This is a genomic window from Lysobacter sp. GCM10012299, assembly GCF_042649405.1.
Classification (GTDB): domain Bacteria; phylum Pseudomonadota; class Gammaproteobacteria; order Xanthomonadales; family Xanthomonadaceae; genus Lysobacter_J.
In genome coordinates, this window is sequence record NZ_JBHRZC010000002.1 from 574475 (window position 1) to 598134 (window position 23660).

21 protein-coding genes are annotated in these 23660 nt (G+C 68.2%); 14 read left to right on the forward strand and 7 right to left on the reverse strand.

The window, feature by feature from the left end:
- Positions 1 to 17 precede the first annotated feature (17 nt).
- Entirely contained in the window at positions 18 to 359 is a 342-nt protein-coding gene (gene cutA, locus ACFOPO_RS06915) for a divalent-cation tolerance protein CutA (protein WP_386702256.1), read from the reverse strand.
- Between the two features lie 133 nt (positions 360 to 492).
- Here cutA and ACFOPO_RS06920 point away from each other — a divergent pair, with 133 nt between their 5' ends.
- Positions 493 to 975 carry a hypothetical protein gene (locus tag ACFOPO_RS06920; RefSeq protein WP_386702258.1) on the forward strand — a complete coding sequence of 161 codons (483 nt, stop codon included), beginning with the start codon at positions 493 to 495 and terminating at the stop codon, positions 973 to 975.
- Positions 976 to 979: 4 nt separating this feature from the next.
- On the opposite strand, the gene ACFOPO_RS06925 is transcribed toward ACFOPO_RS06920, so the two are convergent.
- Positions 980 to 1381 carry a helix-turn-helix transcriptional regulator gene (locus tag ACFOPO_RS06925; protein WP_386702260.1) on the reverse strand — a complete coding sequence of 134 codons (402 nt, stop codon included), beginning with the start codon at positions 1379 to 1381 and terminating at the stop codon, positions 980 to 982.
- 506 nt (positions 1382 to 1887) lie between these two features.
- On the opposite strand from ACFOPO_RS06925, the gene groES reads away from it, so the two are divergent.
- The 5 genes from groES (at position 1888) to glnE (ending at position 10946) form a co-directional block, all read left to right on the forward strand.
- Positions 1888 to 2175 (forward strand): co-chaperone GroES, encoded by a 288-nt coding sequence (gene groES, locus ACFOPO_RS06930; RefSeq protein ID WP_386702262.1) that lies wholly within the window; start codon positions 1888 to 1890, stop codon positions 2173 to 2175.
- A gap of 108 nt (positions 2176 to 2283) precedes the next feature.
- Entirely contained in the window at positions 2284 to 3921 is a 1638-nt protein-coding gene (groL, locus tag ACFOPO_RS06935) for a chaperonin GroEL (RefSeq protein WP_386702264.1), read from the forward strand.
- A gap of 361 nt (positions 3922 to 4282) precedes the next feature.
- Complete coding sequence (locus tag ACFOPO_RS06940) at positions 4283 to 4891, forward strand: DUF6445 family protein (protein ID WP_386702266.1); 609 nt, start codon at positions 4283 to 4285, stop codon at positions 4889 to 4891.
- 372 nt (positions 4892 to 5263) lie between these two features.
- Positions 5264 to 7822 (forward strand): S8 family serine peptidase, encoded by a 2559-nt coding sequence (locus ACFOPO_RS06945; RefSeq protein ID WP_386702268.1) that lies wholly within the window; start codon positions 5264 to 5266, stop codon positions 7820 to 7822.
- A 304-nt stretch (positions 7823 to 8126) separates the two neighbouring features.
- Positions 8127 to 10946 carry a bifunctional [glutamate--ammonia ligase]-adenylyl-L-tyrosine phosphorylase/[glutamate--ammonia-ligase] adenylyltransferase gene (gene glnE, locus ACFOPO_RS06950; RefSeq protein WP_386702270.1) on the forward strand — a complete coding sequence of 940 codons (2820 nt, stop codon included), beginning with the start codon at positions 8127 to 8129 and terminating at the stop codon, positions 10944 to 10946.
- A gap of 8 nt (positions 10947 to 10954) precedes the next feature.
- On the opposite strand, the gene ACFOPO_RS06955 is transcribed toward glnE, so the two are convergent.
- Positions 10955 to 11935 carry a mitochondrial fission ELM1 family protein gene (locus ACFOPO_RS06955; RefSeq protein WP_386702272.1) on the reverse strand — a complete coding sequence of 327 codons (981 nt, stop codon included), beginning with the start codon at positions 11933 to 11935 and terminating at the stop codon, positions 10955 to 10957.
- Between the two features lie 133 nt (positions 11936 to 12068).
- Here ACFOPO_RS06955 and ACFOPO_RS06960 point away from each other — a divergent pair, with 133 nt between their 5' ends.
- From ACFOPO_RS06960 to ACFOPO_RS06985, 6 genes are all read left to right on the forward strand, one after another.
- Positions 12069 to 12671, forward strand: coding sequence for a malonic semialdehyde reductase (locus tag ACFOPO_RS06960; RefSeq protein WP_386702274.1), 603 nt, complete (start codon positions 12069 to 12071; stop codon positions 12669 to 12671).
- Between the two features lie 53 nt (positions 12672 to 12724).
- Positions 12725 to 13315 carry a YceI family protein gene (locus ACFOPO_RS06965; RefSeq protein ID WP_386702276.1) on the forward strand — a complete coding sequence of 197 codons (591 nt, stop codon included), beginning with the start codon at positions 12725 to 12727 and terminating at the stop codon, positions 13313 to 13315.
- Positions 13316 to 13325: 10 nt separating this feature from the next.
- The gene (locus ACFOPO_RS06970) at positions 13326 to 14033 is read left to right on the forward strand and encodes a pirin family protein (protein WP_386702278.1); all 708 of its coding nucleotides are present in this window, start codon (positions 13326 to 13328) and stop codon (positions 14031 to 14033) included.
- A 69-nt stretch (positions 14034 to 14102) separates the two neighbouring features.
- Complete coding sequence (locus tag ACFOPO_RS06975; RefSeq protein ID WP_200608698.1) at positions 14103 to 14300, forward strand: zinc-finger domain-containing protein; 198 nt, start codon at positions 14103 to 14105, stop codon at positions 14298 to 14300.
- Between the two features lie 35 nt (positions 14301 to 14335).
- Positions 14336 to 15463 carry a glycosyltransferase gene (locus ACFOPO_RS06980; RefSeq protein WP_386702281.1) on the forward strand — a complete coding sequence of 376 codons (1128 nt, stop codon included), beginning with the start codon at positions 14336 to 14338 and terminating at the stop codon, positions 15461 to 15463.
- Complete coding sequence (locus tag ACFOPO_RS06985; protein WP_386702283.1) at positions 15444 to 16754, forward strand: O-antigen ligase family protein; 1311 nt, start codon at positions 15444 to 15446, stop codon at positions 16752 to 16754. The genes ACFOPO_RS06980 and ACFOPO_RS06985 overlap by 20 nt, the downstream gene beginning before the upstream one ends.
- A gap of 19 nt (positions 16755 to 16773) precedes the next feature.
- Here ACFOPO_RS06985 and lpxL read toward each other — a convergent pair whose 3' ends face one another.
- Positions 16774 to 17709, reverse strand: a complete 936-nt coding sequence (gene lpxL, locus ACFOPO_RS06990) for an LpxL/LpxP family Kdo(2)-lipid IV(A) lauroyl/palmitoleoyl acyltransferase (RefSeq protein WP_386702285.1) — start codon at positions 17707 to 17709, stop codon at positions 16774 to 16776.
- Between the two features lie 78 nt (positions 17710 to 17787).
- On the opposite strand from lpxL, the gene waaA reads away from it, so the two are divergent.
- Positions 17788 to 19083, forward strand: a complete 1296-nt coding sequence (gene waaA, locus ACFOPO_RS06995) for a lipid IV(A) 3-deoxy-D-manno-octulosonic acid transferase (RefSeq protein WP_386702287.1) — start codon at positions 17788 to 17790, stop codon at positions 19081 to 19083.
- A 357-nt stretch (positions 19084 to 19440) separates the two neighbouring features.
- Here waaA and ACFOPO_RS07000 read toward each other — a convergent pair whose 3' ends face one another.
- The 3 genes from ACFOPO_RS07000 to ACFOPO_RS07010 all read right to left on the reverse strand — a co-directional run bounded on the left by ACFOPO_RS07000 (position 19441) and on the right by ACFOPO_RS07010 (position 22468).
- Positions 19441 to 20865, reverse strand: a complete 1425-nt coding sequence (locus tag ACFOPO_RS07000; protein ID WP_386702289.1) for a TolC family outer membrane protein — start codon at positions 20863 to 20865, stop codon at positions 19441 to 19443.
- 69 nt (positions 20866 to 20934) lie between these two features.
- Positions 20935 to 21582, reverse strand: coding sequence for a protein-L-isoaspartate O-methyltransferase (locus tag ACFOPO_RS07005; RefSeq protein WP_386702291.1), 648 nt, complete (start codon positions 21580 to 21582; stop codon positions 20935 to 20937).
- A 202-nt stretch (positions 21583 to 21784) separates the two neighbouring features.
- On the reverse strand, positions 21785 to 22468 hold the full coding sequence (locus ACFOPO_RS07010) for a TetR/AcrR family transcriptional regulator (RefSeq protein WP_386702293.1): 684 nt from the start codon (positions 22466 to 22468) through the stop codon (positions 21785 to 21787).
- A gap of 122 nt (positions 22469 to 22590) precedes the next feature.
- On the opposite strand from ACFOPO_RS07010, the gene ACFOPO_RS07015 reads away from it, so the two are divergent.
- Positions 22591 to 23658, forward strand: coding sequence for an efflux RND transporter periplasmic adaptor subunit (locus ACFOPO_RS07015; protein WP_386702681.1), 1068 nt, complete (start codon positions 22591 to 22593; stop codon positions 23656 to 23658).
- The last annotated feature ends 2 nt before the right edge of the window (positions 23659 to 23660 follow it).

Below are 23660 nucleotides of genomic sequence, written 5' to 3' on the forward strand. Positions count from 1 at the left end.
GCATCAAGGCAGTGGACTCAATCATCTTCACGGGTCTGTTCGGCCACCCACTGCAGGTAGGGGGCAAGGCCGCCAACGGCTTCGACCGCAACCGCCTCAGGCAGTTCATAGGAGTGCAGCGCCTGCAGCCGGGCGATCAACGCGTCCTGGCGGTCGGCGGTGGTCTTGATCAGCAGCAGGACTTCATGCGCCTGCTCGACTGCGTCGTTCCAGCGGTACGTCGACGACACCCCGGGCAGCACGTTGACGCACGCGGCCAGGCGCTCGCCGACCAGGGCCCTGGCGATGGCGTCGGCGCTTTGCGGGTCGGCGCAGGTACTGAAGACCAGCCGTACGGACGAGGCGGGGGACGGGGTCATGAGGGGCGCAAGTGTAGCTGCCGCCCCGAGGCCGGGCTAATCCCGCCGAGGCGGGAGCGGCCCCGCACACGGTCGCGGGGAATGGCGTAGGCTGCCGGCGCCGGCATGGCCCCGACATGCCGCAGGAGTCCAGATGCGCCACCGCCACCGCCCACGCAACGCCCTCGCCGCCAAGGCCGTGATGTTCCTTGCGCTGGCGTCCGCCTTGCCCGCGGCGTCAGCTGCCCAGTCGCCCGCCTACGGCATTCGCGTGCGCGCGGCCTGCGTGGTGACCGGCACCGCGACGACGCGCGTACTGGCCGACCTGAGCTGCGAAAACGCCATGAGCTGCTGGAGCCAGCCGGAATCGATGAGCCTGCTGGATGCGGCCAGTGGCGAAGGCGTCGCCGCCGCGGCCGGTGAGCTGCAGTACGTGGACGCCGGCGGCAACGTGCAGGCCGAACCGCCGATGCAGGGCACGATCCGGGCGATCTGGGCGACCACGGTCGAGCAGCCGCCGGGATTCAGGCGCCTGCAGCTGGCCATGGACGGCGCGGCTGCGACTGCCCCGTTCGAGCTGGCGGCCGACTGCGCCGCGTTGCCACCCGCCGCGGTGAAGCGGCTGTCCGGCAGCTGATCAGCTAGAGGGCAGGCGTGCGACCCGGGCCACGCCCGGTTCGCAGCTGGGCCAATTGCTCGACGACTTCGACCAGCGGCGCCTTCGAGCGCGTCGGCGCTTCGCGGAATGCGGCCAGCAGCCGCAACTCGAGCGGGTCATCGACCAGCAGGGCATCGGCGGCCGCCACCGAGTCCAGCGCGGTATCGGCCGACAGGCCCATGGTGCCGCGGCCGGTGGCCAGCCATTCGAACTGCACGCCGGTCACCATCGCTATTTCGCGCAGGTGGGCCACGCTCGGGTACTTGCCGCGCGCTGCCTCCCAATGGCCGACGGCGCTGCGTTGCACCCCGACTGCGGCGCCGAGGGCCGCCTGGGACAGGCCGCAATGGCGCCGTGCCAGGCGGATGCGCTGCTGGGGTGTCATGGAGGCCTCCGCCTGCTGGGCAACTGATACCGGTATTCACGACGTGACCAAAACTCACCCAATGCTGTGTCCAATGGGTAGCGGTACGCGTCGATTTGAGCAGTCAAGGTCAATGGTTTCAAGCTTTTCACGCGCGGCGTGATACCAACAGTCAGCAGACCGCCGCTGGCCTCAGGGGCCGGCAACGGTGAACATTGGCTCCTGCCGACAAGGGCGTTGGTAGTGACAAGGCGTCGGTTCGGGGCCGTGCGCAGGACGCGACGAGCACAGGACAGCCACCTCCGTACCAGAAAGAGCGCGTTCCTACGGGGGCGCGCTCTTTCTTTTTGTCGCGCGCGTTTGGACGCCCTTGAAAGGCCGCGGCGCCTCCCCAATCTCCTGCGCTGTCCCGGTTCGCCGGGTTTCTTCGTCCCTGACATTGGCACTCGTCAGGGTCGACTGCTAAAATTCACGCAGTTTCGCTGTCCGTTCAACAACTTACGTAAATCCCTCGGAGATTTGTCGCGATGAATATCAAGCCGCTCTACGACCGCGTGGTCATCAAGCGCATGGAAGAAGAAAAGATGTCCGCTGGCGGCATCGTGATTCCGGACTCGGCCACCGAGAAGCCGATCAAGGGTGAAGTCGTCGCTGTCGGCTCCGGCAAGGTCCTCGACAACGGCAACGTCCGCGCGGTTTCGGTCAAGGTCGGCGACAAGGTCCTGTTCGGCAAGTACAGCGGTACCGAAGTGAAGCTCGACGGCACCGAATTCCTGGTGGTGAAGGAAGACGACATCTTCGCGGTGCTCGGCTAAGAGCGCCCGGAGCGGGCAGGGAACGTCGCGCAGCGCGCGCTTCCACTGCCTCCCGTCTTTCGTATCCCAGTTCCACATTCCCCAATTCCGCTTTTGAGGTAATAGAAAATGGCTGCCAAGGAAATTCGTTTCGGTGAGGACGCGCGCGTCAAGATGCTGCGCGGCGTCAATGTGCTCGCCAATGCCGTCAAGGCCACGCTCGGCCCGAAGGGTCGCAACGTCGTGCTCGAGAAGAGCTTCGGCGCCCCGACCATCACCAAGGACGGCGTCTCCGTCGCCAAGGAAATCGAGCTTGCCGACAAGTTCGAGAACATGGGCGCGCAGATGGTGAAGGAAGTCGCTTCCAAGACCTCCGACAACGCCGGTGACGGCACCACCACCGCCACCGTGCTGGCCCAGGCGCTGATCCGCGAAGGCATGAAGGCCGTCGCCGCCGGCATGAACCCGATGGATCTCAAGCGCGGTATCGACAAGGCCGTCGTCGCCGCCGTCGACGAGCTGAAGAAGATCTCCAAGCCGTCCTCGACCAGCAAGGAAATCGCCCAGGTCGGTACGATCTCGGCCAACTCCGACGCCAACATCGGTGACCTGATCGCCCAGGCGATGGACAAGGTCGGCAAGGAAGGCGTGATCACCGTGGAAGACGGTTCGGGCCTGGAGAACGAGCTCGACGTCGTCGAGGGCATGCAGTTCGACCGCGGCTACCTGTCGCCGTACTTCATCAACAACCAGCAGTCGATGCAGGCCGAGCTGGACGATCCGTTCATCCTGCTGCACGACAAGAAGATCTCCAACGTGCGTGACCTGCTGCCCGTCCTCGAGGGCGTGGCCAAGGCCGGCAAGCCGCTGCTGATCATCGCCGAGGAAGTCGAAGGCGAAGCGCTGGCGACCCTGGTGGTCAACACCATCCGCGGCATCGTCAAGGTCTGCGCCGTCAAGGCACCGGGCTTCGGCGACCGTCGCAAGGCGATGCTGGAAGACATGGCCGTCCTCACCGGCGGCACCGTGATCTCCGAGGAAGTCGGCCTGCAGCTGGACAAGGCCACGATCAAGGACCTCGGCCGCGCGAAGAAGGTGCAGGTCTCGAAGGAGAACACCACCATCATCGACGGCGCCGGCGAAGTGTCGGGCATCGAAGGCCGCATCAAGCAGATCAAGGCGCAGATCGAGGAGACCTCCTCCGACTACGACCGCGAGAAGCTGCAGGAGCGCGTGGCCAAGCTGGCCGGCGGCGTTGCGGTGATCAAGGTCGGTGCTTCGACCGAGATCGAGATGAAGGAAAAGAAGGCTCGCGTCGAAGACGCGCTGCACGCCACGCGTGCTGCCGTTGAAGAGGGCATCGTCCCGGGCGGCGGCGTTGCGCTGCTGCGCGCCAAGGCTGCGATCGCTGGCCTCAAGGGTGCCAACGAAGACCAGAACCACGGCATCCAGATCGCCCTGCGCGCGATGGAAGCGCCGCTGCGCGAGATCGTGACCAACGCCGGCGAAGAGCCGTCGGTCATCGTCAACAAGGTCGCCGAGGGCAAGGGCAGCTTCGGTTACAACGCTGCCAACGGCGAGTTCGGCGACATGATCGAGCTGGGCATCCTGGACCCGACCAAGGTCACCCGCACCGCGCTGCAGAACGCGGCTTCCATTGCCGGTCTGATGATCACGACCGAAGCGATGGTCGCCGAGCTGCCGAAGAAGGACGAGCCGGCGATGCCGGGCGGCGGCATGGGCGGCATGGGCGGCATGGACTTCTAAGTCCTTCCACCCAGTAGCCTGCTACACAAGGAACCCCGCAGAAATGCGGGGTTCTTTTTTTGCCGTCATCTCTTGCTCTTGCTCCGGAGGGGCGCCGTCCGCCGGGCCGGGGATTGCTCCGCCCCTTAGTCGGACATCCTGTCCGAATGCGGGGCGCGGGACATCCATGTCCCGCTGCGGATCAATCCCCGGCCCGTCGGCCGCCGCTCCGGCATTTCATTGCCCGGTCTCCGTCAGAAGCCGTCATTCCCGCGAACGCGGGAATCCATGGACGTTGCTTCCCCGTCATTCCCACGAAGGCGGGAACCAGTGTCGTTGCTCCTGCGTGCGCATGCCGCGCGCGCCCGCTAAGCTCGCGCGCATGCCGACCTCCCTGATCATCGTTGACGACTTCCTCAGCCCGCGCGATGCGATGCAATTGCGCGAGGTCGGGTTGAAGCTGACCTATCCCGACCAACAAGGTGCGTTTCCCGGTCGCAACTCGCTCGAGCGCATCGAGATCGATGGGCTGGAGCACAGCGTGTCCCAGCTGGTCGGCGAGCGCGTGCGGCCGGTCTCGCCGCTGCAGTCGCATGCGAAGTTCCGCATGACGCTGGGTTCGGACATCGGGCGGGCGAAGGTGCACATCGACCAGGCGTACTGGTCGGGCATCCTCTACCTCAGTCGTCCCGAGGACTGCACGGGCGGCACGGAGTTTTTCCGCCACCGCGCCACCCGGACCGACCGTGCGCCGATCACCGACGACGAAATGCGCGCGATGGGCTTCTCGTCGATGGAGCAGATGCATCGCGAGATCATCGAGCGCGACAGCACCGATGAGTCGAAGTGGGAGTTGACCATGCATGCGCCGATGCGCTTCAACCGGCTCGTGCTGTTGCGGCCGTGGTTGTGGCACACGGCAGGGCCGGCATTCGGCGATCGTCTCGAGAACGGACGGCTGGTCTACCTGATGTTCTTCGCAGCGGCGTAGTCGCACCTCGTTCCCGCGCAGGCGGGCACCCATGGACGTGACGCCTTTTTTGCCGCAGGCGCCGGCAATTTCCATGCCACCCGATCGCCCCGTTCACTGGCCGACGAACGTGCGCGAGCGCGTTTGACTCCTTGCGCTATCGCTCGAGCCCCGGGCACGGCGTGAAGCCATTGTGAAAACCGGCGCAGTCATTTTCCTGTGTCGGGCAGGCGCCAATTCTTGTTGCATTGCCGCGCGCGGAGACTGCCTTTTTCAGGCAACAATGGCACCACAGGGGGCTGTTCCATTTTGCGTCATCACCTAATTTGAAGAAGGGGATTCGCAGTGAAGAAGCCAACCGTACTTGTAGTTACGGCGATTGCCAGCGCCTGCATGGCAGCCCTCGCCGCGCCGGTGTCGACGGCGCTGAGACAAGTTTTTCCCGACGATCCCCCCGCTGAGCCCGAGGCCGGACCGCCCAGGGACGAGAGCCCGCAGCGCTGGTTCGTCGAACTGAGCGCAGCACCGAAATCCGATGGTGGTTCGGACGCCTCGCTCAACGCCGAGAAGAAGGCCTTCCGCGACGGCGCCCGCGCCGCTGGCGTGAGGTATCGCGAAAACTTCGCCTACAACGATCTGTTCAACGGCCTGTCGCTGACCGTCACGCGCAGCCAGCTGAGCACGGTCGCGCGCCTGCCCGGCGTCAAGGCGATCTATCCGGTCGAGATCATGCAGATGCCCGATCCGGAAACCAATCCACATCCGGACCTGATCACCGCGCTGACGATGACCGGCGCCGACATCGCCCAGAACCAGCTCGGCCTCGACGGCCGCGGCATTCGCGTGGCGGTGATGGACACCGGCATCGACATCGACCACCCCGACCTGGGCGGCAACGGCACCAACCACAGCACGCCGTTCCCGACCGCGCGCGTCATCAAGGGCTGGGACTTCGTCGGTGACGCGTTCAACGCCGACCCGGATTCGCCGACCTACAACCCGGTCCCGTCGCCTGACAACAATCCCGACGACTGCAACGGCCACGGCACGCACGTGTCCGGCATCATCGGCGCCAACGGCCAGGTGAAGGGCGTTGCGCCGAAGGTGAAATTCGGTGCCTATCGCGTCTTCGGCTGCCAAGGTTCGACCACCGCCGACATCATGATCGCGGCCATGGAGCGCGCCGACCATGACGGCATGGACGTGCTAAACATGAGCATCGGTTCCACCTACCAGTGGCCCGAGTACCCGACCGCCAAGGCCGCTTCGCGCCTGGTCAACAAGGGCATCGTGGTGGTGGCCTCGGCCGGCAACAGCGGCGCCACCGGCATGTACTCGACGGGTGCCCCGAGCACCGGCGACAAGGTCATCTCGGTCGCCTCGTTCGACAACATCTCCGCGCGCCAGCGGTACTTCACCGCATCGCCCGACGCCCTCAAGGTCGGCTTCAACCCGGCCACCGGTTCGCCGGCGCCGCCGACCTCCGGCACCTTGCCGCTGGGCCGCGTCGGAACCGCCGCCAGCATCGATGCCGCCTGCCTGCCATTGCCCGCCGGTAGCCTGGCTGGCCAGGCAGCGCTGATCCGTCGCGGTGGTTGCACGTTCTACATCAAGGCGATCAATGCGCAGAACGCCGGCGCCGCTGCCGTGGTGATCTACGACAACGTCGCGGCCGCACCGTTGAACCCGACCGTTGCAGGCGTACCGTCGGTGAACATCCCGGCCGTCGGCACCACCAAGGCCTTTGGCGATCTGCTCGATGGTCGTCTCGCCAGCGGCCCGGTGGAGCTGACCTGGACGGGCGACACCGATTCGTTCCCGAACGTCGCCGGTGGCCTGATCTCCAGTTTCAGCGCCTATGGCCTGTCGCCGGACCTGCAGCTCAAGCCGGACATCGGTGCGCCGGGTGGTTCGATCTGGTCGACGTATCCGCTGGAAAGCGGTGGCTACGCTTCGATCAGCGGCACCTCGATGGCGTCGCCGCACGTGGCAGGCGCAGCCGCGCTGTTGCTGCAGTCGGCGCCGAACACCAATGCGAAGAACGTGGCCAGGATCCTGCAGAACTCGGCCCAGCCCAAGCCCTGGTCGCTCTCGCCGGCCGCCGGCCTGCTCGACAACGTGCACCGCCAGGGTGCCGGCATGCTGCGCATCGACGATGCGGTGACGGCCGCCGTCCGGATTGATCCGGGCAAGCTGTCGCTGGGCGAAGGTACCAGTGGCGCGACCACGCAGGCGATCACGCTGAAGAACACCGGCAAGACGCCGGTGACCTACGCGTTGTCGTTCGAGAACGCGGTCACCACCGGGCCCAACACGTTCACGCCGAGCTTCTTCCTCGGCGATGCCGGCGTGACCTTCTACGCGCCGACGGTGACGCTGACGAAGAACCAGAGCGTGACCATTCCGGTGACGATCACACCGCCGGTGGCGCCGGTGGGTGGCCAGTACGGTGGCTACCTGATCTTTACGCCGAACGATGGCAGCCCGACGCTGCGCGTGCCCTACGCCGGCTACATCGGCGACTACCAGCTGCGCCAGGTGCTGGTGCCGACCGCCAACGGCTTCCCGTGGCTGGCCAAGCTGTCGGGTGGTTTCTTCAACAACCAGCCGTCCGGTGCGACCTACACGATGGTCGGCGACGACATCCCGTTCTTCCTGATCCACCACGACCACCAGGCCCGCGAGATGCGGCTTGATGTCTACGAGGCCGGTTCGGGCAAGCTCTGGTACACCGCCTACAAGGAAGAGTTCCTGGGCCGCAACTCGACGGCGACGGGCTTCTTCGCCTACTCGTGGGACGGCGTCACCACCAAGAACAAGAACAAGCAGCTGGTCGTGCCCAACGGCAGCTACATCCTGAGGCTGTACGTCCTCAAGGCGCTGGGTGACGAGAACAACCCGGCCCATTGGGAGCAGTGGCAGTCGCCGGTGGTGACCATCGCGCGTCCCTGATCGGCGTTGACGCAATGTGGTGAAGCAGACCCCGCCGCGAGGCGGGGTCTGTGTTTTTGTGCGCTCTGCGCACGCTGGCAACGTCAAATCCCTATTCAGCGAATGGCTTTTCCACAGCTTTCTAAACCCGCGAGTTCTTTTTTGCAGTGCAGCGTGCAAGCCCCTAACGGTTCCTTCACGATCGGCCCCGCATCCCGACGTGGGGGAGGGAGCAGGCCCGCAACCGGTTCGACCGGGGCGGGCTTTTTTATTGCCTGCCGCCTGCATCGGTGGGTCTGAAAGGCCTGCGTGCCATCATTCCGCGATGGACGAAGTCGAACCTTTCATCTCGCGCGCACTCGCGCGCCTTCGTGGCGCGGCTCCCGGCGCGTGGCAAGCCAATCCCGACGTTGATGCGCGCCTCGATGCGCGCCTGATGGCGCTGGCGCGCACCAGCGATTTCGCCGTCGAGACCCTGCTCCGGCAACCGGAACTGCTGCTGCGGCTGGCCGCCGACGCCGATGCGCCCAGCGAACCGCTGCCGGAGCTGCAGGCCGGACACAGCGAACAATGGCCCGCGCTGTTGCGGCGTTACCGGGCGGCGGAATCCACCCGACTGATCTGGCGTGACGTGCTCGGGCTCGACGATGTCGACCAGACGCTCGCCGGTAGCACGCGCCTGGCCGAGCAATGCCTGCAACTGGGCCTGGCCGCGCTGGAAGAGCAGTTCGCGCAACGCCATGGCGTGATCCGCGATGGCGAGGGACGACCGCAGCGGCTGGTGGTGTTCGGCCTGGGCAAGCTCGGCGGCGAAGAGCTCAACTTCAGTTCCGATGTCGACCTGGTCTACGCGTACGAGCACGACGGGCAGTCCGACGGCGCCCGCCCGCTCGATGCCGAGCACTATTTCGCCCGGCTCGGCCAGCAGCTGGCCAAGCTGCTCGACGAGCTGACCGTGGACGGCTTCTGCCATCGCGTCGACCTGCGCCTGCGGCCGTATGGCAACGTCGGCCGCGTGGCGTGGTCGTTCACCGCGATGGAGCAGTACTTCCAGCGCGAGGGTCGCGACTGGGAACGCTACGCCTGGCAGAAGGCACGCCCGGTCGCCGGCGACATCGAGGCCGGCGAGCGCTTCCTCGATAGCCTGCGGCCGTTCGTCTACCGTCGCTATCTCGACTTCGGCGCGCTCGATGGCCTGCGCGCGATGAAGGCCGCCATCAGCGCCGAGGTCGCGCGCAAGGAACTGGCCGACGACATCAAGCGCGGCCCCGGCGGCATCCGCGAGATCGAGTTCCTGGTGCAGGCGCTGCAGCTGATCTACGGCGGTCGCGAAACGGCGCTGCGCGGGCGCAGGTTGCTGCCGGCACTGCAGGCGCTGGTCGAGGCGCGCCAGGTCGGCGAAGAAGCCGCGGCGCTGCTGGCCCAGGCCTATCGCTACCTGCGCCAGCTGGAGAATCGCCTGCAGATGCTGCGCGACGCGCAGACCCATGCATTGCCCGAGTCGGTCGATGACCGTGCCCGCATCGCGACGGCATTGGCCTACGCCGACTGGGACACACTGCGCGATTCGCTGGACGTGCAGCGCGGTCGCGTCACCGCCGAGTTCGAAGCCCTGCTCGCGCCGCGGCGTCGCCGCAATGCCCCCGATGCGCTGACCGCCTACTGGCGCGCGCTGCCCGAGGGCGGCGACAGCGCCGTGCTCGGCGACGCCGGCTTCGTCGAGGTGGGCAACGCCGATACGGTGCTGCGCGATTTCGCCCGCAGCCCCGGCGTGCGCGGCCTCTCCGACAGTGCCCGCGCCCGGCTCGATCGCGTGCTGCCGGCATTGCTGCAGGCCGCGGCGGCGTCGAGCGAACCGATGCTCGCGCTGCGGCGCCTGCTGGCACTGCTGCACAACGTGTTGCGGCGTAGCGCCTATCTGGCATTGCTCGACGAGCAGCCGGCGGCGCTGGCACGCCTGGTCGAAGTCGTCAGTCACAGCGCGTTGCTGGCCGAGCGGCTCGCGGCCTATCCGCTGCTGCTCGATGAGTTGCTGGATGCGCGCGTGGCCGGTCCGTTGCCCGGGCGCGACGCCCTGCTTGCCGCCTGCCTGGCCGTCGCACACGACGATGACGACGACGCCGAGGCGGTGCTGCAATCGCTCAACGAAGTGCGCCAGGCGTTGAGTTTCCGCATCGCCATGGCACTGCGCGACGGCCGCCAGAGCGCGGCGGAAAGTGCGCGCCAGCTGGCATGGCTGGCCGACGGCGTGGTGATGCGCGTGCTGCGCCTGGCCGACCATGAAGTCGCCAGCGCGCACGGTCGCATCGCCGGCGCGCGCTTCGCCGTGCTGGGTTACGGCAGCCTGGGCGGTGAAGAACTGGGGTTTGGCTCCGACCTGGACCTGGTGTTCCTGTACGACGCGCCAGGCGGCGAAGGCGCGCATTCGGACGGTGCGCGGCCGCTGGAAGCGTCGCGCTGGTTCGCACGTCTGGCGCAGAAGGTCGTCGCGCTGCTCGGTGCGGTGACCGGTGCCGGCCGCCTGTTCGATGTCGACGTGCGCCTGCGCCCGGATGGCGCGAAGGGCCTGCTCGTCTCGAGCCTGGCCAGCTACCGCGACTACCAGCGTGAGCGCGCCTGGACCTGGGAGCACCAGGCGCTGGTGCGCGCGCGATTCGTCGCCGGCGATGAAACGCTGGGCGCGGCCTTCGAGGACGTGCGTGCGCAGACACTCGCGCGCCAGCGCGATCCGGCGGCTCTGCGCAACGACGTGGTCGCGATGCGCCGGCGCATGCGCGCCGAGCTCGATCGCAGCGATGCCGCTGGCTTCGACCTCAAGCAGGGCGAGGGCGGCCTGGTCGACCTGGAGTTCCTGCTGCAGTACGCGGTGCTGGCCGAATCGGTGGCGTACGGCGACTGGCTGCAGCCGCGCAGCACGCCGGAGCTGATCCGGGCGATGGGCGCCGGCGGCTGGTTTGGCGCGGAAGAAGCCGATGCGTTGCTGCAGGCGCATGCGGTGCTACTCGAAGCCGGCCTGGCGTGCACCCTGGACCGTCGTCCGCGACGACTTCCGGTCACTCCCTCAATCGCAGACGCCCGACGATCGATCAGCGACGCCGCGCAGCGTCGCGAACTTCACTTCGACGGCGAGCCCGCTACTCCCTAGCCGCGCGCCTAGAACCGGTTCAGGCGCGCCTGAACCTGCGCGGCCACGCGCGCGGTTTCGCGCAGTGGCGTCACCGACCAAAGCTCGGCTGCCTGGTCGAGCAGCCGGATCCGTCCACGCGCGAGCAGGCTGTCGAGGAAGCGACGTGGCCGGCCGTCTATTCGATCCATGCCGGCGACAAACACCGGTGCCCAGGTCGCGGCGGCCTCCGACAGCATGTTCACCGAGTCGGCCGTGCAGACGATGCGGTCGGCCCAGCCGAGCACGCCCGCGTAAGGGTTGGCGCCGTCGTCCTCGCTTCCCCAGACGACGCCAGGCAATGTCGACAGGCGTTCGCGCAGGCGTTGCCGCACGGATGCGGGGGTGCGTCGCGATGCGGTGGCCAGCACGCTTCCGCCTTCGCTGCGGACGATCGAGTCAATCTGTGCAAACAGCCCGTCGTACATGGCATCGTCGAAGCGCGCGTGCGCGCTCGCGCCGCCGAGCAGCAGGGCCGTGCGCGGGCCGGGCAGGGCAGCGAAACGGTCGAAGTCGCGGCGCGCCGCCGCCAGCCACAGGTCGTCGACCGGGTGCAGGCTGCCGAGCAGGGTGATGACGTTCTCGCCACGCAGGCGGTCGTGCTCCGGCGCGATCACCAGGTCCCAGTGGCCGGTGGCGATGCGCGGGTCGAGGATCTGCACCGCGCGTGCGCCGCGCTCGCGCAGCAGGCGCGTGGCCAGCGCGGTCTTGCGGCCGCAGCCGATCGCCAGCCGCGGTGGCGCGGCCAGCGCGCGGGCGAAGTCCTCGCCGAAGGCGTGGCTGGCGCCCGGCCAGCGCCGCGGCGCCAGCCATTGCCACGGCGCCCGGGGCTGCAGTGTCCAGTCACGGAACGGCTGGCCCATCGCGAGGGCCAATGCGTCGGCCTGGCGGCGGTTTCCGGCCTTGGCGTCGCTGAGCGACCAAGCCGTGGCGCCATGCCCTGTATAGGGGCTGGCGGTCGCACTGTTCACGCTGGCGGGTCGCTGTTGTTGCACGATTGTGCTTAATCCGTTCTGGAAGCGTCGGCTGTTGCGATTGCGCCAGACTCTACACTTTCACACCTCGGCCGCGGGCAGTCCCGCCGGCTTCCAAATGGAGTACCTGATGTCGCACCCGTCCCACGCCGTCCTCCCTGATGCCACGCTCGACCGGCTCTTCCGCACCGCCCGCACGCACAACGAGCTCGCCGGCGAGGTCAGTGACGAGACGCTGCACCAGCTGTACGAGCTGGCCAAGTGGGGCCCGACCAGCGCCAACATGTCGCCGCTGCGGCTGGTGTTCGTGAAGTCGGCCGAAGCCAAGGCGCGGTTGGCGCCGGCGCTGGACGAGGGCAACTACGCCAAGACCCTGGCCGCGCCGGTCACGGCGATCGTCGGCTACGACATGGCGTTCTACGAGAAGCTCCCGTACCTGTTCCCGCACACCGACGCGCGCTCGTGGTTCGACGGCCGCCCTGAGCACGACCTGGAAGTCATCGCCCTGCGCAACGGCAGCCTGCAGGGCGCCTACGTGCTGATGGCCGCGCGCGCGCTGGGACTGGATTGCGGCCCGATGTCGGGCTTCAAGAACGCCATTGTCGACGAGGCGTTCTTCGCAGGCACCCAGGTCCGCTCCAACTTCCTGATCAACCTCGGCCACGGCGACCCGGCCAAGCTGTTCGCGCGTTCGCCGCGGCTGCCGTTCGACGAAGCCGCGCAGATCCTCTGAGTCCCGTCCCGCCACCCCCTTTCGTTCGCCCCCGCCACAAGGAGCTCCACCGCATGTTCAAGCGCATTGCACTGGTTGTCGCCCTCGCCGCCGCCAGCACCGTCGCCATCGCCGCGCCGGTGACCTACAAGATCGATCCGAACCACACCGACGTCATCGCCAGCTGGAGCCACTTCGGCTACTCCAACCCGATCGCCCATTTCGGCGACGTCGATGGCGCCATCGTCTATGACGCCGACCACGTCGGTGCCTCCAAGGTCGAAGTGACCATCCCGCTGTCGGGCCTGGAAGCGAACGTGCCGGATTTCAACGAGCACCTGCGCAGCGCCGACTTCTTCGACGCCGAGAAGTACCCGACCATCACCTTCAAGAGCACCAAGGTCGAAGCCGCCGGCGACAAGAAGCTGCGCGTGTTCGGTGACCTGACCGTGCACGGCGTGACCAAGCCGGTCGTGCTCGACACCACCATCAACAAGATCGCCGAGCACCCGATCTCCAAGCGCGCCGCGGCCGGCTTCGATGCCACCACCACGATCAAGCGCAGCGATTTCGGCCTGGCCAAGTTCGTGCCCAACGTCAGCGACGCGGTGACCATCCGCATCACCACCGAAGCCAGCGTGCCCAAGCCTGCAGCTACGAAGTAAGCTTGCGGGAATGATCATCGAACGCCCATCCAGTGCCCGTGGCCATGTCCGCACGGCATGGCTCGACAGCCGCCACACGTTCTCGTTTGGCGGCTACTACGACCCGGCCTGGATGGGCTTCGGACCGCTGCGGGTGGTCAACGAGGACCGCGTCGATGGCGGCGCGGGCTTCCCGCCCCACCGGCACGCCAACATGGAGATCCTCAGCTACGTGATCTCCGGTGCGCTGGCCCACAAGGACAGCAGCGGCGGCGGTGGCGTGATCGGCCCCGGCGAGCTGCAGTGGATGAGTGCCGGCCACGGCGTCGAGCACAGCGAATACAACGGTTCGGCGACCGAGCCGGTGCATTTCCTGCAGATCTGGGTGCAACCCTCGCGCCTCAACCACGAACCGGCCTATGCCCAGCGCCAGGCAGTCAGCGCCGACGCCCACGGCTGGACGCTGCTGGTCTCGCCGGACGGCCGCGATGGCAGCCTGTCGGTGCGCCAGGACGTGATCGTCCGCGACGTGCGCCTGGACCGCGGCGAGAGCGCCGCACACGACCTCGACCCGTCGCGCCTGTACTGGCTGCAGGTGGTGCAGGGCGCGGTCAGCGCCAATGGCCGCCCGCTGCAGGCCGGTGACGCGCTGGGGTTCCAGGACGAATCCGGCCCGCTGCGGCTGGAAGGCGCCGGCGAAGGCCGTGCCGATGTCCTGTTGTTCGACCTGACTGCCTGACGTCCACGCAGTGGTGCCTGCCCGCGGCTGCTAAACTAGCGGTCCCGCGTCGCCACTGTGTCCCGCCCCATGACCGCAGCCACCGCCCATCCGACCCAGGCCAACGCCGAGAAGCGCTACGTGGTGCACCGTGGCGACCTGCCGCTGAGCTGCCCGCTGCCGTCGATGGCGCTGTGGAACTCGCACCCGCGCGTCTACCTGCCGGTCGAGGAAGAGGGCGAAGTGCAGTGTCCGTACTGCGGTTCGCACTTCGTCCTGGAAGACTGACGCTTCCCTCGTCGCCCATTCCGACGGGACGTGTCATGCGTCGATTGACCGTCGTCCAGCTGTTGCCGGCCCTGGAATCGGGCGGCGTCGAACGCTCCACCCTCGAAATCGCGCAGGCCCTGGTCAACGCCGGCCACCGCGCCGTGGTCGTCTCCGCCGGCGGTCGCCTCGTGCCGAGGCTGCAGGCGCTCGGCGCCGAACACATCACCCTCGACATCGGCCGCAAGTCGCTGCTGACGCTGCGCCATGTCCGCACGCTGCGCGCGCTGTTGCTGCGCGAAGGCGTCGATGTCGTGCATGCGCGTTCGCGCCTGCCGGCCTGGATCGGCGTGCTTGCGCTGCGTGGCATCCCGGCGGCGCGACGCCCGCACCTGGTCACCACCGTCCACGGCCTCAACTCGCCTTCGCGCTACAGCGCGGTGATGACGCGCGGTGAGCGGGTCATCTGTGTCTCGCAGACGGTGCGCGACTACGTGCTCCGGCATTATTCCGACATCGACGCGGACAAGCTGCGCGTCATCGAACGCGGCCTCGACCCGAGCCAATTCCCTCGCGCACCGCTGCCCGATGCGGAAGCGCGGGCGTGGGCTGCGTCGCTGCATCCGGCGCTGGGCGGCAACGGACCGCTGTTGCTGCTGCCCGGTCGCGGCACTCGCCTGAAAGGCCATGCCGACGCTCTGGACCTGCTGGCGCGATTGCGCGGCGACGGCCTGGATGCGCGGCTATGGCTGCCCGGTTCGCGCGAGCCCGGCCGCGAGGCCTACATCGCCGAGCTCGAAGCCGAAGCGGCGCAATGCGGCATTGCCGATGCAGTCGCGTTCACCGTGGCCACCGACGCGATTGCGCGCGCCTACGCCGCCAGCAACCTGGTCCTGCAGCTGTCGCACAAGCCCGAGGCATTCGGGCGAACGGTGCTCGAAGCCTTGTCGGTGGGGCGGCCGCTGCTGGGCTGGAACCATGGCGGTGTCGGCGAGCTGCTGGCGCGCTGGCAGCCGGACGGCGCGGTGGCGCCGTTCGACCTGGGTGCGTTGCATCACAGCGCCTACGAACTCCTTACGCATCCGGCGCCGCCAGCAGCTAGGATTCCCGATTCGTTGCGCGCGATGCAGGAGGCCACGCTTGCCGTCTACGCCGAGTTCGTCGATGAATCCCGCTGCCGCTGACACCGGTGGCGTGGCGCCGCGCGCGCACGGCTGGCGCTGGGCGCCGGCGTGGATCCTGACCTATGTCGCGTTGTGGCCGGCGCCGGGGTATGCCGAGGGCGTGCTGGTGCTGGGCGCGCTGGCGGCGATCGTCCACCTGGCGATGTCGCGCTTCCGCGGCGGCACCAAGCTGCTGAGCAACCCCGCCTGGGCGCTGACCAGCGTGCTGTTCTTCGCCTACTGGACCCCGGAACTGGTGTCGGCGATCGATGCGATCGACCCGGCCCGCGCACTGCGCGAAGCCGCGGTCGACCTGCGCTACCTGCCGTTCCTGTGGCTGGTGGCGGCGGCCGTCGCCGAGCCGCGCGGGCGGCGCATCACCTTCGGCGGGCTGGCGGTGATCATCGCGATCTGGACGATCGATGCGTTGCTGCAGGCGGCCACCGGTACCAGTCCGCTGTTCGCCGGCATCGACGGCATCAAGCACGCCATCAGCGGCCACGGCATGTGCACGCCGCAGGAACTGGCCAGTCTCGACCGCCTCAGCGGCGTGCTCGGTCCGTGCAACCTCAAGCTCGGGCCGGTGCTGGCCAGCCTGTCGCCGTTCGTGCTGTTTGCCGGTGGACGCCGGCTTGGCACCGTCGGCTGGCTGCTGGCGGCCGCCGGCGTCGGCGTGGTGCTGGTGTTGGCCGGTTCGCGTGCGTCGTGGATCACCTTTGCCGTTGCGCTGGCGCTGTCGGGCTGGCGCCTGCTGGGCTGGAAGAAACTGGCGGCGGTGTTCGTCTTCGGCGCGATCGCGGTCGGTGTGCTCAGCACGTCGGTGCCGCAGGTGCGCGAGCGCATCGCCCGCACCACGCATGTGCTGGCGGCGGACGTGGAAGGCGTCGACAGTGCCTTGTCGGGACGCGCGCGGATCTGGAGCGCGGCCGCCTGCATGGTGCGCGAGCACCCGCTCAACGGTGTCGGTGCGCGTGGCTTCCGCGAAGCGTTCCCGCACTGCGACCCGGCGCCGGGCGAAGTGGCCGCCTGGGGCGGCGGCCCGGCGCTGCATGCGCACCAGATCGTGCTGGAAGTGCTCAGCGAGACCGGCATCTTCGGACTGCTGATGTGGCTGGCCGGTGTCGCCCTGTCCTGGCGCGCGTGGCGCTTTGCCGACGAGCAGGCGCGCGAGCGCGCACGCCCGGCGATGTGGGCGCTGGCGGCGACGATCTTCCCGCTCAACACCCACCTGGCGTTCTACTCCACGTTCTGGGGCGGACTGACGCTGCTGCTGGCGGCGTTGTACGCGGGCAGCCTGCTGGCGCGCGAGTGACCGCGGCGCGCGTGCTGTCTTATCCGCGTCGCGCGTAAGGCGACGTCATCCCCGGCGGCCGCCGCTTGAAGCGGCGATGGATCCACAGGTACTGGCTGGGTGCTTCGCGCACCATCGCCTCGATGGCGGCATTGACGCGGGCGCTGTCTTCGGTGGCATCCGCCGACGGGAAGTCGGGCAGTGGGGCGCCGATGCGCAATATGTAATCGCCGCCTTCGCGACGGTGGAAGAACGGCACCACCGCGCTGCCGCTGAGGCGGGCGAACTGGTGGGTGGCGGTGATCGTCGCCGCCGGCACGCCGAAGAAGGGCGCGAACACCGTGTCCTTGCCGCGCATGTCCTGGTCGGGCGCGTACCACAGGAACCCGCCCTGCTTGAGGTGGCGGATCGCCGGGCGGACTTCTTCGTTGGTGAACATCGCCTTGGCATAGCGCAGGCGACCGCGCTTGACCGCCCACTCCATCACCGGGCTGCGATGGCGGCGGTACATGCCCGTCAGCGGCAGGTGGTCGCACATCAGCCGGCCACAGATCTCCAGCGTCATGAAGTGGCCCGAGACCATCAGCACGCCGCGACCTTCGGCGCGGATCGGGTCGAGCAGCTCGAGGCCTTCGATCCGCACCGTGCGTCGCATCGGGCCGACCGGGCCCCACCACGCGCGCGCGAATTCGAACAGGCCGATGCCCAGGTCGCGGAAGCTGTCGCGAAGCATGGCCTCGCGCTGCTCCGGCGTTTTTTCCGGGAAGCACAGGGCGAGGTTGATCCGCGCGGCGCGGCGACGATCGACCGCGACCAGCCGGGCCAGCACGCCGATGCCGCGGCCGAGCCAGCGCTGCAGCGCCCACGGCAGCCAGGCGCCCAGGCACATCACGCCCAGTGCCAGCCACATGGGCCAATGACGCGGACCGAACGGCGGGGAGGGCGGCGACGTGGGGGATTCGATTGCCTTGGCCATTGGGGAGATTCTAGCAACCAGGCGCGATTGCTCTCGCCACTCTCCTTTCCCTCATGCGCCTTGGTTATCCTAGTCACGATGTCGACAGACCCTATCGAGCGCGTGATGCGTGGCCTGTATTCGGTCGCGCTATATCTTTTGGCGCCGATCACCGTTTACCACCTGATCTGGCGCGGCCTGCGGCAGCCGTCGTATTTCCTGCGCTGGCAGGAACGGTATGCCTTCTATGCCGAGCGGCCGGAGCCGCCGACGCTGTGGCTGCACGCGGTCTCGGTGGGCGAGGTCAATGCGGCCGTGCCGCTGGTCAACGCCCTGCGCCGCAGCCGGCCGGACCTTCGCCTGCTGGTGACGACGATCACGCCGACCGGCTCGGAGCGGGTGCAGGCGCTGTGGGGCAAGGACGTGTCCCACGTCTACCTGCCGTATGACCTGCCGGGTGCGGTGTCGCGCTTCCTGACCAACTACCGGCCGCATGCGGCGCTGATCATGGAGACCGAGCTGTGGCCGAACCTGTTGTTCGGTTGCCGCGACCATGGCATTCCGGCGCTGATCCTCAATGCGCGCCTGTCGGAGCGTTCGCTGCGTGGCTATCGGGTGCTGGCGCCGCTGGTGGCGCGGGCGCTGCGCACGGTGCGCACGGTGGCGGCGCAGTCGCATGCCGACGGTGAGCGCTTCATCCGCCTGGGGGCGAGCGCGGAGCAGGTGGTCGAGGTCGGCAACCTGAAGTTCGACGTGACGGTGCCGGAGAACCTGGCCGAGTTCGCGGCGCTTTGCCGCAGCCATGCGGGTGCGCGTCCGGTGTGGATCGCGGCGAGCACGCACGAGGACGAGGAGATGGCGGTCATCGCCATCCATCGCCGCCTGCGGTCGATATTCCCGGATTTGCTGTTGTTGTGGGCGCCGCGCCATCCGGAGCGTTTCCGCATGGTCGCCGACACGGCGCGCACGGCGGGCTGGCAGGTGTCGACGCGTTCGCGTGCGCAGTGGCCGCAGCCGGACGATGCGGTGTTCGTGATCGATACGCTGGGCGAGCTGATGAGTTTCTATGCGTGCGCGGATGTCGCTTTCGTCGGTGGCAGTCTGCAGGCGATCGGTGGCCACAATCTGCTGGAGCCGGCGGCGACGGGCACGGCCATCGTCACGGGGCCGCACCTGCACAACTTCGTCGAGATCGCGCAGCGTCTGCAGGATGCCGGTGCGGTGCGGGTGGTCGAGGATGCGGAGGCGGTGCGCGAGGCGCTGGAAGAGTTGCTGCGTGATCCGCAGGCGCGCGAGCGCATGGCGGCGGCCGGGCGGGCGCTGGTGGAGACCGGCCGGGGTGCGCTGGCGCGGACGATGGCGCTGCTCCAGCCGCTCTTGCCGCCGGTGCCCTGACCCCACGGGTTTCCTGCTCCGTCGGGGCGCCGTCCGCCGTGCCGGGGATTGCTCCGCCCCTTAGTCGGACATCCTGTCCGATGTGGGGCGCGGGACATCCATGTCCCGCTGCGGATCAATCCCCGGCCCGTCGAACGACGCTCCGGCATTTCATTGCCCGGTCTTCGTCCTCAACCCGTCATTCCCGCGAAGGCGGGAACCCAGCGTCGTTGCTCCCGTCATTCCCGCGAAGGCGGGAATCCATGGACGTCGCTCCCGTCATTCCCGCGAAGGCGGGAATCCATGGACGTCGCTCTGACGCACAAAAAAACCGCCGGAGGTCCGGCGGTTTCTTGTGTCGCTGCGATGCGGCCTTGCTCAGCCCTGGACGTCACCCGGTGCCACGTACGACTCGGTGTCGAGCGTGAGCAGGCGGTTGATTTCCTGGACGTCGCCGATGTCGAGCGTGCCGGCGGCCTGTTCCAGCAGCAGGCGGTTCTGCAGGTGGTTGTAGCGGGCACGGGCGTACTCGAGCTGGGCGAGGAACAGGTTGCGCTGGTTCTGCAGCACGTCCAGCACCGTGCGGGTGCCGACTTCCAGACCGACCTGCGATGCGTCGTAGGCGCTCTTGGCCGAGACCAGTGCGAGGCGGCGGGCCTCGACTTCGCTGACGCTGGCGACCAGGGTCTGGTAGGCGTTGCGGGTGTTGCGGATCAACGCGCGCTTCTGCGACTCGAGCTCGTCGCTGGCGACGTCGCGACGGGCCAGGGCCTGGCGCACGCCCGACTGCACCGCACCGCCGGAGAAGATCGGCACCGACAGCGTCACGCCGACGGCCGGGCCGTAGGAGCGGTTGTCGATGTCGCGGGTGAAGCCGAAGTCGTGCAGGGTGTTGTCGCCCCAGCCGGTGGAATCACCGTAGCTGCCGTTGAGGTACAGGCGCGGCCAGTGGCCGGCGCGTGCGGTCTCGACGTCGGCCTCGGTCGACTGCACCTGCAGGTCCTTCGCACGAAGGGCAGGGTTGTTCTCGATGGCGGTGGCGACCCAGCCTTCGGCGTCGCGCGATTCCGGCAGCACCGGCTGGAAGTCCTTCGGCAGGCCCTTCACGCCGCGCACGTCCTTGCCGGTCAGCTCGGTCAGGCCCTGGTAGGCATCTTCGAGCGCGTTGCGGGCGAGGATCGTGTTGGCGCGCGCGCTGTCGTACTGGGCGCGCGCTTCGTGCACGTCGGTGATCGGCGCCAGGCCGACTTCCAGGCGCTTGGAGGCGTAGTCGAACTGCTTCTTCAGCGCGGTCTCGGCCGCTTCGGCCGCGACCAGCGATTCCAGCGCGATCAGCACGTTGAAGTACGCCGCCGAAGTGCGCGTGATCAGGTCGTTGCCGGCCGCTGCCAGCTGGAAGTCGGCGGCTTCGCTCAGCGCCTTCTGGCTCTTGTGGCGGGTGAAGTTGCCGCGGTCGTAGATCATCTGGCTCAGGCGGACCTCGCTGCTGCGCGTGGTCGTGTCGATCTGCGTATTGCCGCCGCCGATGGAGCCGTCAGATCCGACGGCGAGGTTGCCGCGCTGATGGTTTTCCGAGCGGCTGATCGAGGCGCTGCCGTCGATCTGCGGCAGCATCGCGGCGCGGGTCTGCACCGCGCCTTCCTTGATGGCAAGGCGGCTGGCTTCGGAGGCGGACAGTTGCGGGTCGCTGTCGCGCGCCAGCTCGTAGGTCTGCAACAGGTCTTCGGCGGCAGCCGTGGCCGGCATCAGGGCCGACAGGCCCATGGCAGTGGCGAGGGCGATTACGAGCGGGCGGCGGATCATGCGATGTCCTTGTCCGTGTAGCGTTCTAGTTGAACCGTCCGCATAGGCCATGCAGACGTGTGAGGGTCGTCAGAACTTGAATGCCGGGGCGGGGGCCGCACCGGCGAGGTAGGGCAGATCGGTTTCGAACAACGATTGGATGCGCGAAGCGTTGACTTCGTTGCGCAGCAGCACCGCTTCCATCACCGGCGAGCGGCCGCGCACGACGAACAGGCGGCCGTCCGGCTGCAGCCAGTCGATGAAGCGCTGCGGGATGGCGTCGACGGCGCCGGTGACGCAGATCGCGCTGAAGCGGCGGTCCGGCGTCCAGGCGAAGGCATCGGCGGTGATGACCTGGGCGTTGTCGACACCCTGCTGCGCCAGCACGGCGCGGGCGCCGTCGGCGAGGTCGGCGTGGCGTTCGATGCTGACCACTTCGCGCGCCAGGCGCCCCAGACAGGCGGTCAGGAAGCCGCTGCCGGTGCCGATCTCCAGCACGTCGTCACCCGGGTCCAGCGCCAGCGCCTGCAGGGTGCGGCCTTCGACCACGGGCTTCATCATCGCTTCGCCATGGGCCAGCGGCAGCACCAGGTCGGCATAGGCCAGGCGGCTGTGCTCGGCAGGCACGAAGGCTTCGCGCGGCAGCGCCGACAGCACGTCGAGCACGCGCGGATCGAGCACGTCCCAGGGACGTACCTGCTGCTCGACCATCAGTTCGCGTGCCTTGATGTAATCCATGGGGTTCATCGGGGGGAAATCTCGCGCGGAAGACCGCGAATTGTACCGGTAATGACCCACCGGGCCGGTGCTGGCGCGGCGCACAGGATGGCCGAGCGCGCAGGTATGGACTGAGTGCCGGAAGTAATCAACACCAGTCACCCTCCCGCAGCGAACCGCCAGATCCGGTCAGATTCAGCGCTCAACTTGCCGGCATCGGCCATCATCGCGCAACCCGTGCCGGCCGTGCCGCGGCGCCGTCGCGGACGGCGTAGGCACGCAGGAACAGATCGACCGATGCGGCAAGGTGCGCGTCGATTTCCTCGTCCGTCGGAGCCGGGCCGCCGAACACCAGGCAGGCGTGCGGCTCGCCCTTGAGCAGGGCGAAGAACTGCCCGGCCGCGCGCGGCACGTCGGCAATGGCGAGTTCGCCGGCGCCGATCCGGCGTTCGAGCAAGGTGGCGAAATCGCCCTGCACGCGCATCGGGCCGGCTTCCCAGAACAGCTTGGGCAGGGCCGAGTGGGCCACCTGCGGGGTGCACAGCATGCGATGGCCGGCAACCGCTTCGGGCGAGCTGATCATGGCGTAGAAGGCGCTGGCGATGGTCATCAGCCGATCCCGCAGCGGCGTGGCCGGCGAGGGTTCGAACAGCGACGACGGCAGCGACTGCTCGCAATGCGACTCGATGGCGGCTGCGAACAGCGCGTCCTTGTCGCCGAAATGGCTGTAGACGGTGAGCTTGGAGACGCCGGCTTCGGCGGCGATCTGGTCCATGCTGGAGCCGTCGTAGCCGAGCTGAGTAAACATTCTTTTGGCCGCTTCCAATATTGCGGCTCGCTTTCCCAGATCCTTGGGACGACCCGGTCCGGTGGACTTCGGGGGGCTGGGCTGGCGTGAAGCAGTCATGCGGGAATACTAGACTATTGAGTTTGATATTTATACAGTACCGCCAAGTACATTAATTAACCTCGAGGTCACCCGCAATGCGCAGCAGTCCCCCCACCGCTGCCCGCCTCGCCGTCGTCGCGATGCTTGGCCTGTCGACCTTGACCCTGGTGGCTTGCAGTAGCGATGCCAAGCCCGAGGAGTCGCCCCGCCCGGTGCTGGTGACGCACCCCGGCGAGTCCGACCAGACCGCCACCGCCTTTGCCGGTGAAGTGCGCGCTCGCGAAGAAAGCCCGCTGTCGTTCCGCGTTGGCGGCAAGCTCATTGAACGCAAGGTCGACGTCGGCGCCCATGTCCGCAAGGGCGACCTGCTGGCCGTGCTCGACCCGGGCGACCTGCAGGCGCAGGCGCGTGCGGCGCAGGCGCAACTGACCGCCGCCCAGGCCGAGCTCAACCGCGCCAAGGCCGACCAGGTCCGCTTCGCCCGCCTGGCCAACGACCAGCTGGTCAGCCGCTCGACCCTCGACGCGCAGAACGCCGCGACCCAGGCCGCGCAGGAACAGGTCAACTCGGCCCGCGCCAACCTCGAAGTCGCGCGCAACCAGGCCGCCTACTCGCAGCTTCGCGCGCCCGCCGACGGTGTGATCGCCACGCGCAGCGCCGAGGCCGGGCAGGTGGTCGCCGCCGGCCAGGCGGTGTTCTCGCTGGCCGCGGACGGCGTGCGCGAAGTTGCCTTCGCGTTGCCCGAGGGCATCGTGTCGGAGATCAAGCCGGGGCAGCCGGTGCTGGTGGAGTCGTGGTCGCAGACGGGCAAGCGCTGGCCGGGCCGCATCCGCGAGATCTCGCCGGCCGCCGATCCGGCGTCGCGCACGTATGCGGCGCGGATCAGTGTCGATGCGCCCGCCGGTGCGCTTGAACTGGGCCAGAGCGCGCGTGTGTACCTGCCTGGCAATGGCAATGGCGGTCTCAGCGTTCCGCTCGCGGCACTGCAACGCGGGCCCAAGGGCAACGCCGTGTTCGTGGTCGATCCGAAGACGTCGACGCTGAAGTTGCAGCCGGTGCAGACCGGTCCGTTCGGCGAAGACCGCGTGCCGGTGATCAGTGGTGTCGACGCCGACGACTGGGTGGTCGCCGCCGGTGGACACCTGCTGCGCGTCGGCCAGAAGGTGCAGCCGGTCGATCGCGACAACCGTCCCGTGACGGCGAACTGAGC

Coding starts and splice junctions, on each gene's coding strand:
- ACFOPO_RS06920 (WP_386702258.1), top strand. CDS start 493: ATGCGCCACCGCCACCGCCCACGCAACGCCCTCGCCGCCAAGGCCGTG.
- ACFOPO_RS07010 (WP_386702293.1), bottom strand. CDS start 22,468: ATGACTGCTTCACGCCAGCCCAGCCCCCCGAAGTCCACCGGACCGGGT.
- glnE (WP_386702270.1), top strand. CDS start 8,127: ATGGACGAAGTCGAACCTTTCATCTCGCGCGCACTCGCGCGCCTTCGT.
- ACFOPO_RS07015 (WP_386702681.1), top strand. CDS start 22,591: ATGCTTGGCCTGTCGACCTTGACCCTGGTGGCTTGCAGTAGCGATGCC.
- groL (WP_386702264.1), top strand. CDS start 2,284: ATGGCTGCCAAGGAAATTCGTTTCGGTGAGGACGCGCGCGTCAAGATG.
- ACFOPO_RS06970 (WP_386702278.1), top strand. CDS start 13,326: ATGATCATCGAACGCCCATCCAGTGCCCGTGGCCATGTCCGCACGGCA.
- groES (WP_386702262.1), top strand. CDS start 1,888: ATGAATATCAAGCCGCTCTACGACCGCGTGGTCATCAAGCGCATGGAA.
- ACFOPO_RS06980 (WP_386702281.1), top strand. CDS start 14,336: ATGCGTCGATTGACCGTCGTCCAGCTGTTGCCGGCCCTGGAATCGGGC.
- ACFOPO_RS07000 (WP_386702289.1), bottom strand. CDS start 20,865: ATGATCCGCCGCCCGCTCGTAATCGCCCTCGCCACTGCCATGGGCCTG.
- cutA (WP_386702256.1), bottom strand. CDS start 359: ATGACCCCGTCCCCCGCCTCGTCCGTACGGCTGGTCTTCAGTACCTGC.
- ACFOPO_RS07005 (WP_386702291.1), bottom strand. CDS start 21,582: ATGGATTACATCAAGGCACGCGAACTGATGGTCGAGCAGCAGGTACGT.
- ACFOPO_RS06975 (WP_200608698.1), top strand. CDS start 14,103: ATGACCGCAGCCACCGCCCATCCGACCCAGGCCAACGCCGAGAAGCGC.
- waaA (WP_386702287.1), top strand. CDS start 17,788: ATGTCGACAGACCCTATCGAGCGCGTGATGCGTGGCCTGTATTCGGTC.
- ACFOPO_RS06985 (WP_386702283.1), top strand. CDS start 15,444: ATGAATCCCGCTGCCGCTGACACCGGTGGCGTGGCGCCGCGCGCGCAC.
- ACFOPO_RS06960 (WP_386702274.1), top strand. CDS start 12,069: ATGTCGCACCCGTCCCACGCCGTCCTCCCTGATGCCACGCTCGACCGG.
- ACFOPO_RS06925 (WP_386702260.1), bottom strand. CDS start 1,381: ATGACACCCCAGCAGCGCATCCGCCTGGCACGGCGCCATTGCGGCCTG.
- ACFOPO_RS06940 (WP_386702266.1), top strand. CDS start 4,283: ATGCCGACCTCCCTGATCATCGTTGACGACTTCCTCAGCCCGCGCGAT.
- ACFOPO_RS06945 (WP_386702268.1), top strand. CDS start 5,264: ATGGCAGCCCTCGCCGCGCCGGTGTCGACGGCGCTGAGACAAGTTTTT.
- lpxL (WP_386702285.1), bottom strand. CDS start 17,709: ATGGCCAAGGCAATCGAATCCCCCACGTCGCCGCCCTCCCCGCCGTTC.
- ACFOPO_RS06965 (WP_386702276.1), top strand. CDS start 12,725: ATGTTCAAGCGCATTGCACTGGTTGTCGCCCTCGCCGCCGCCAGCACC.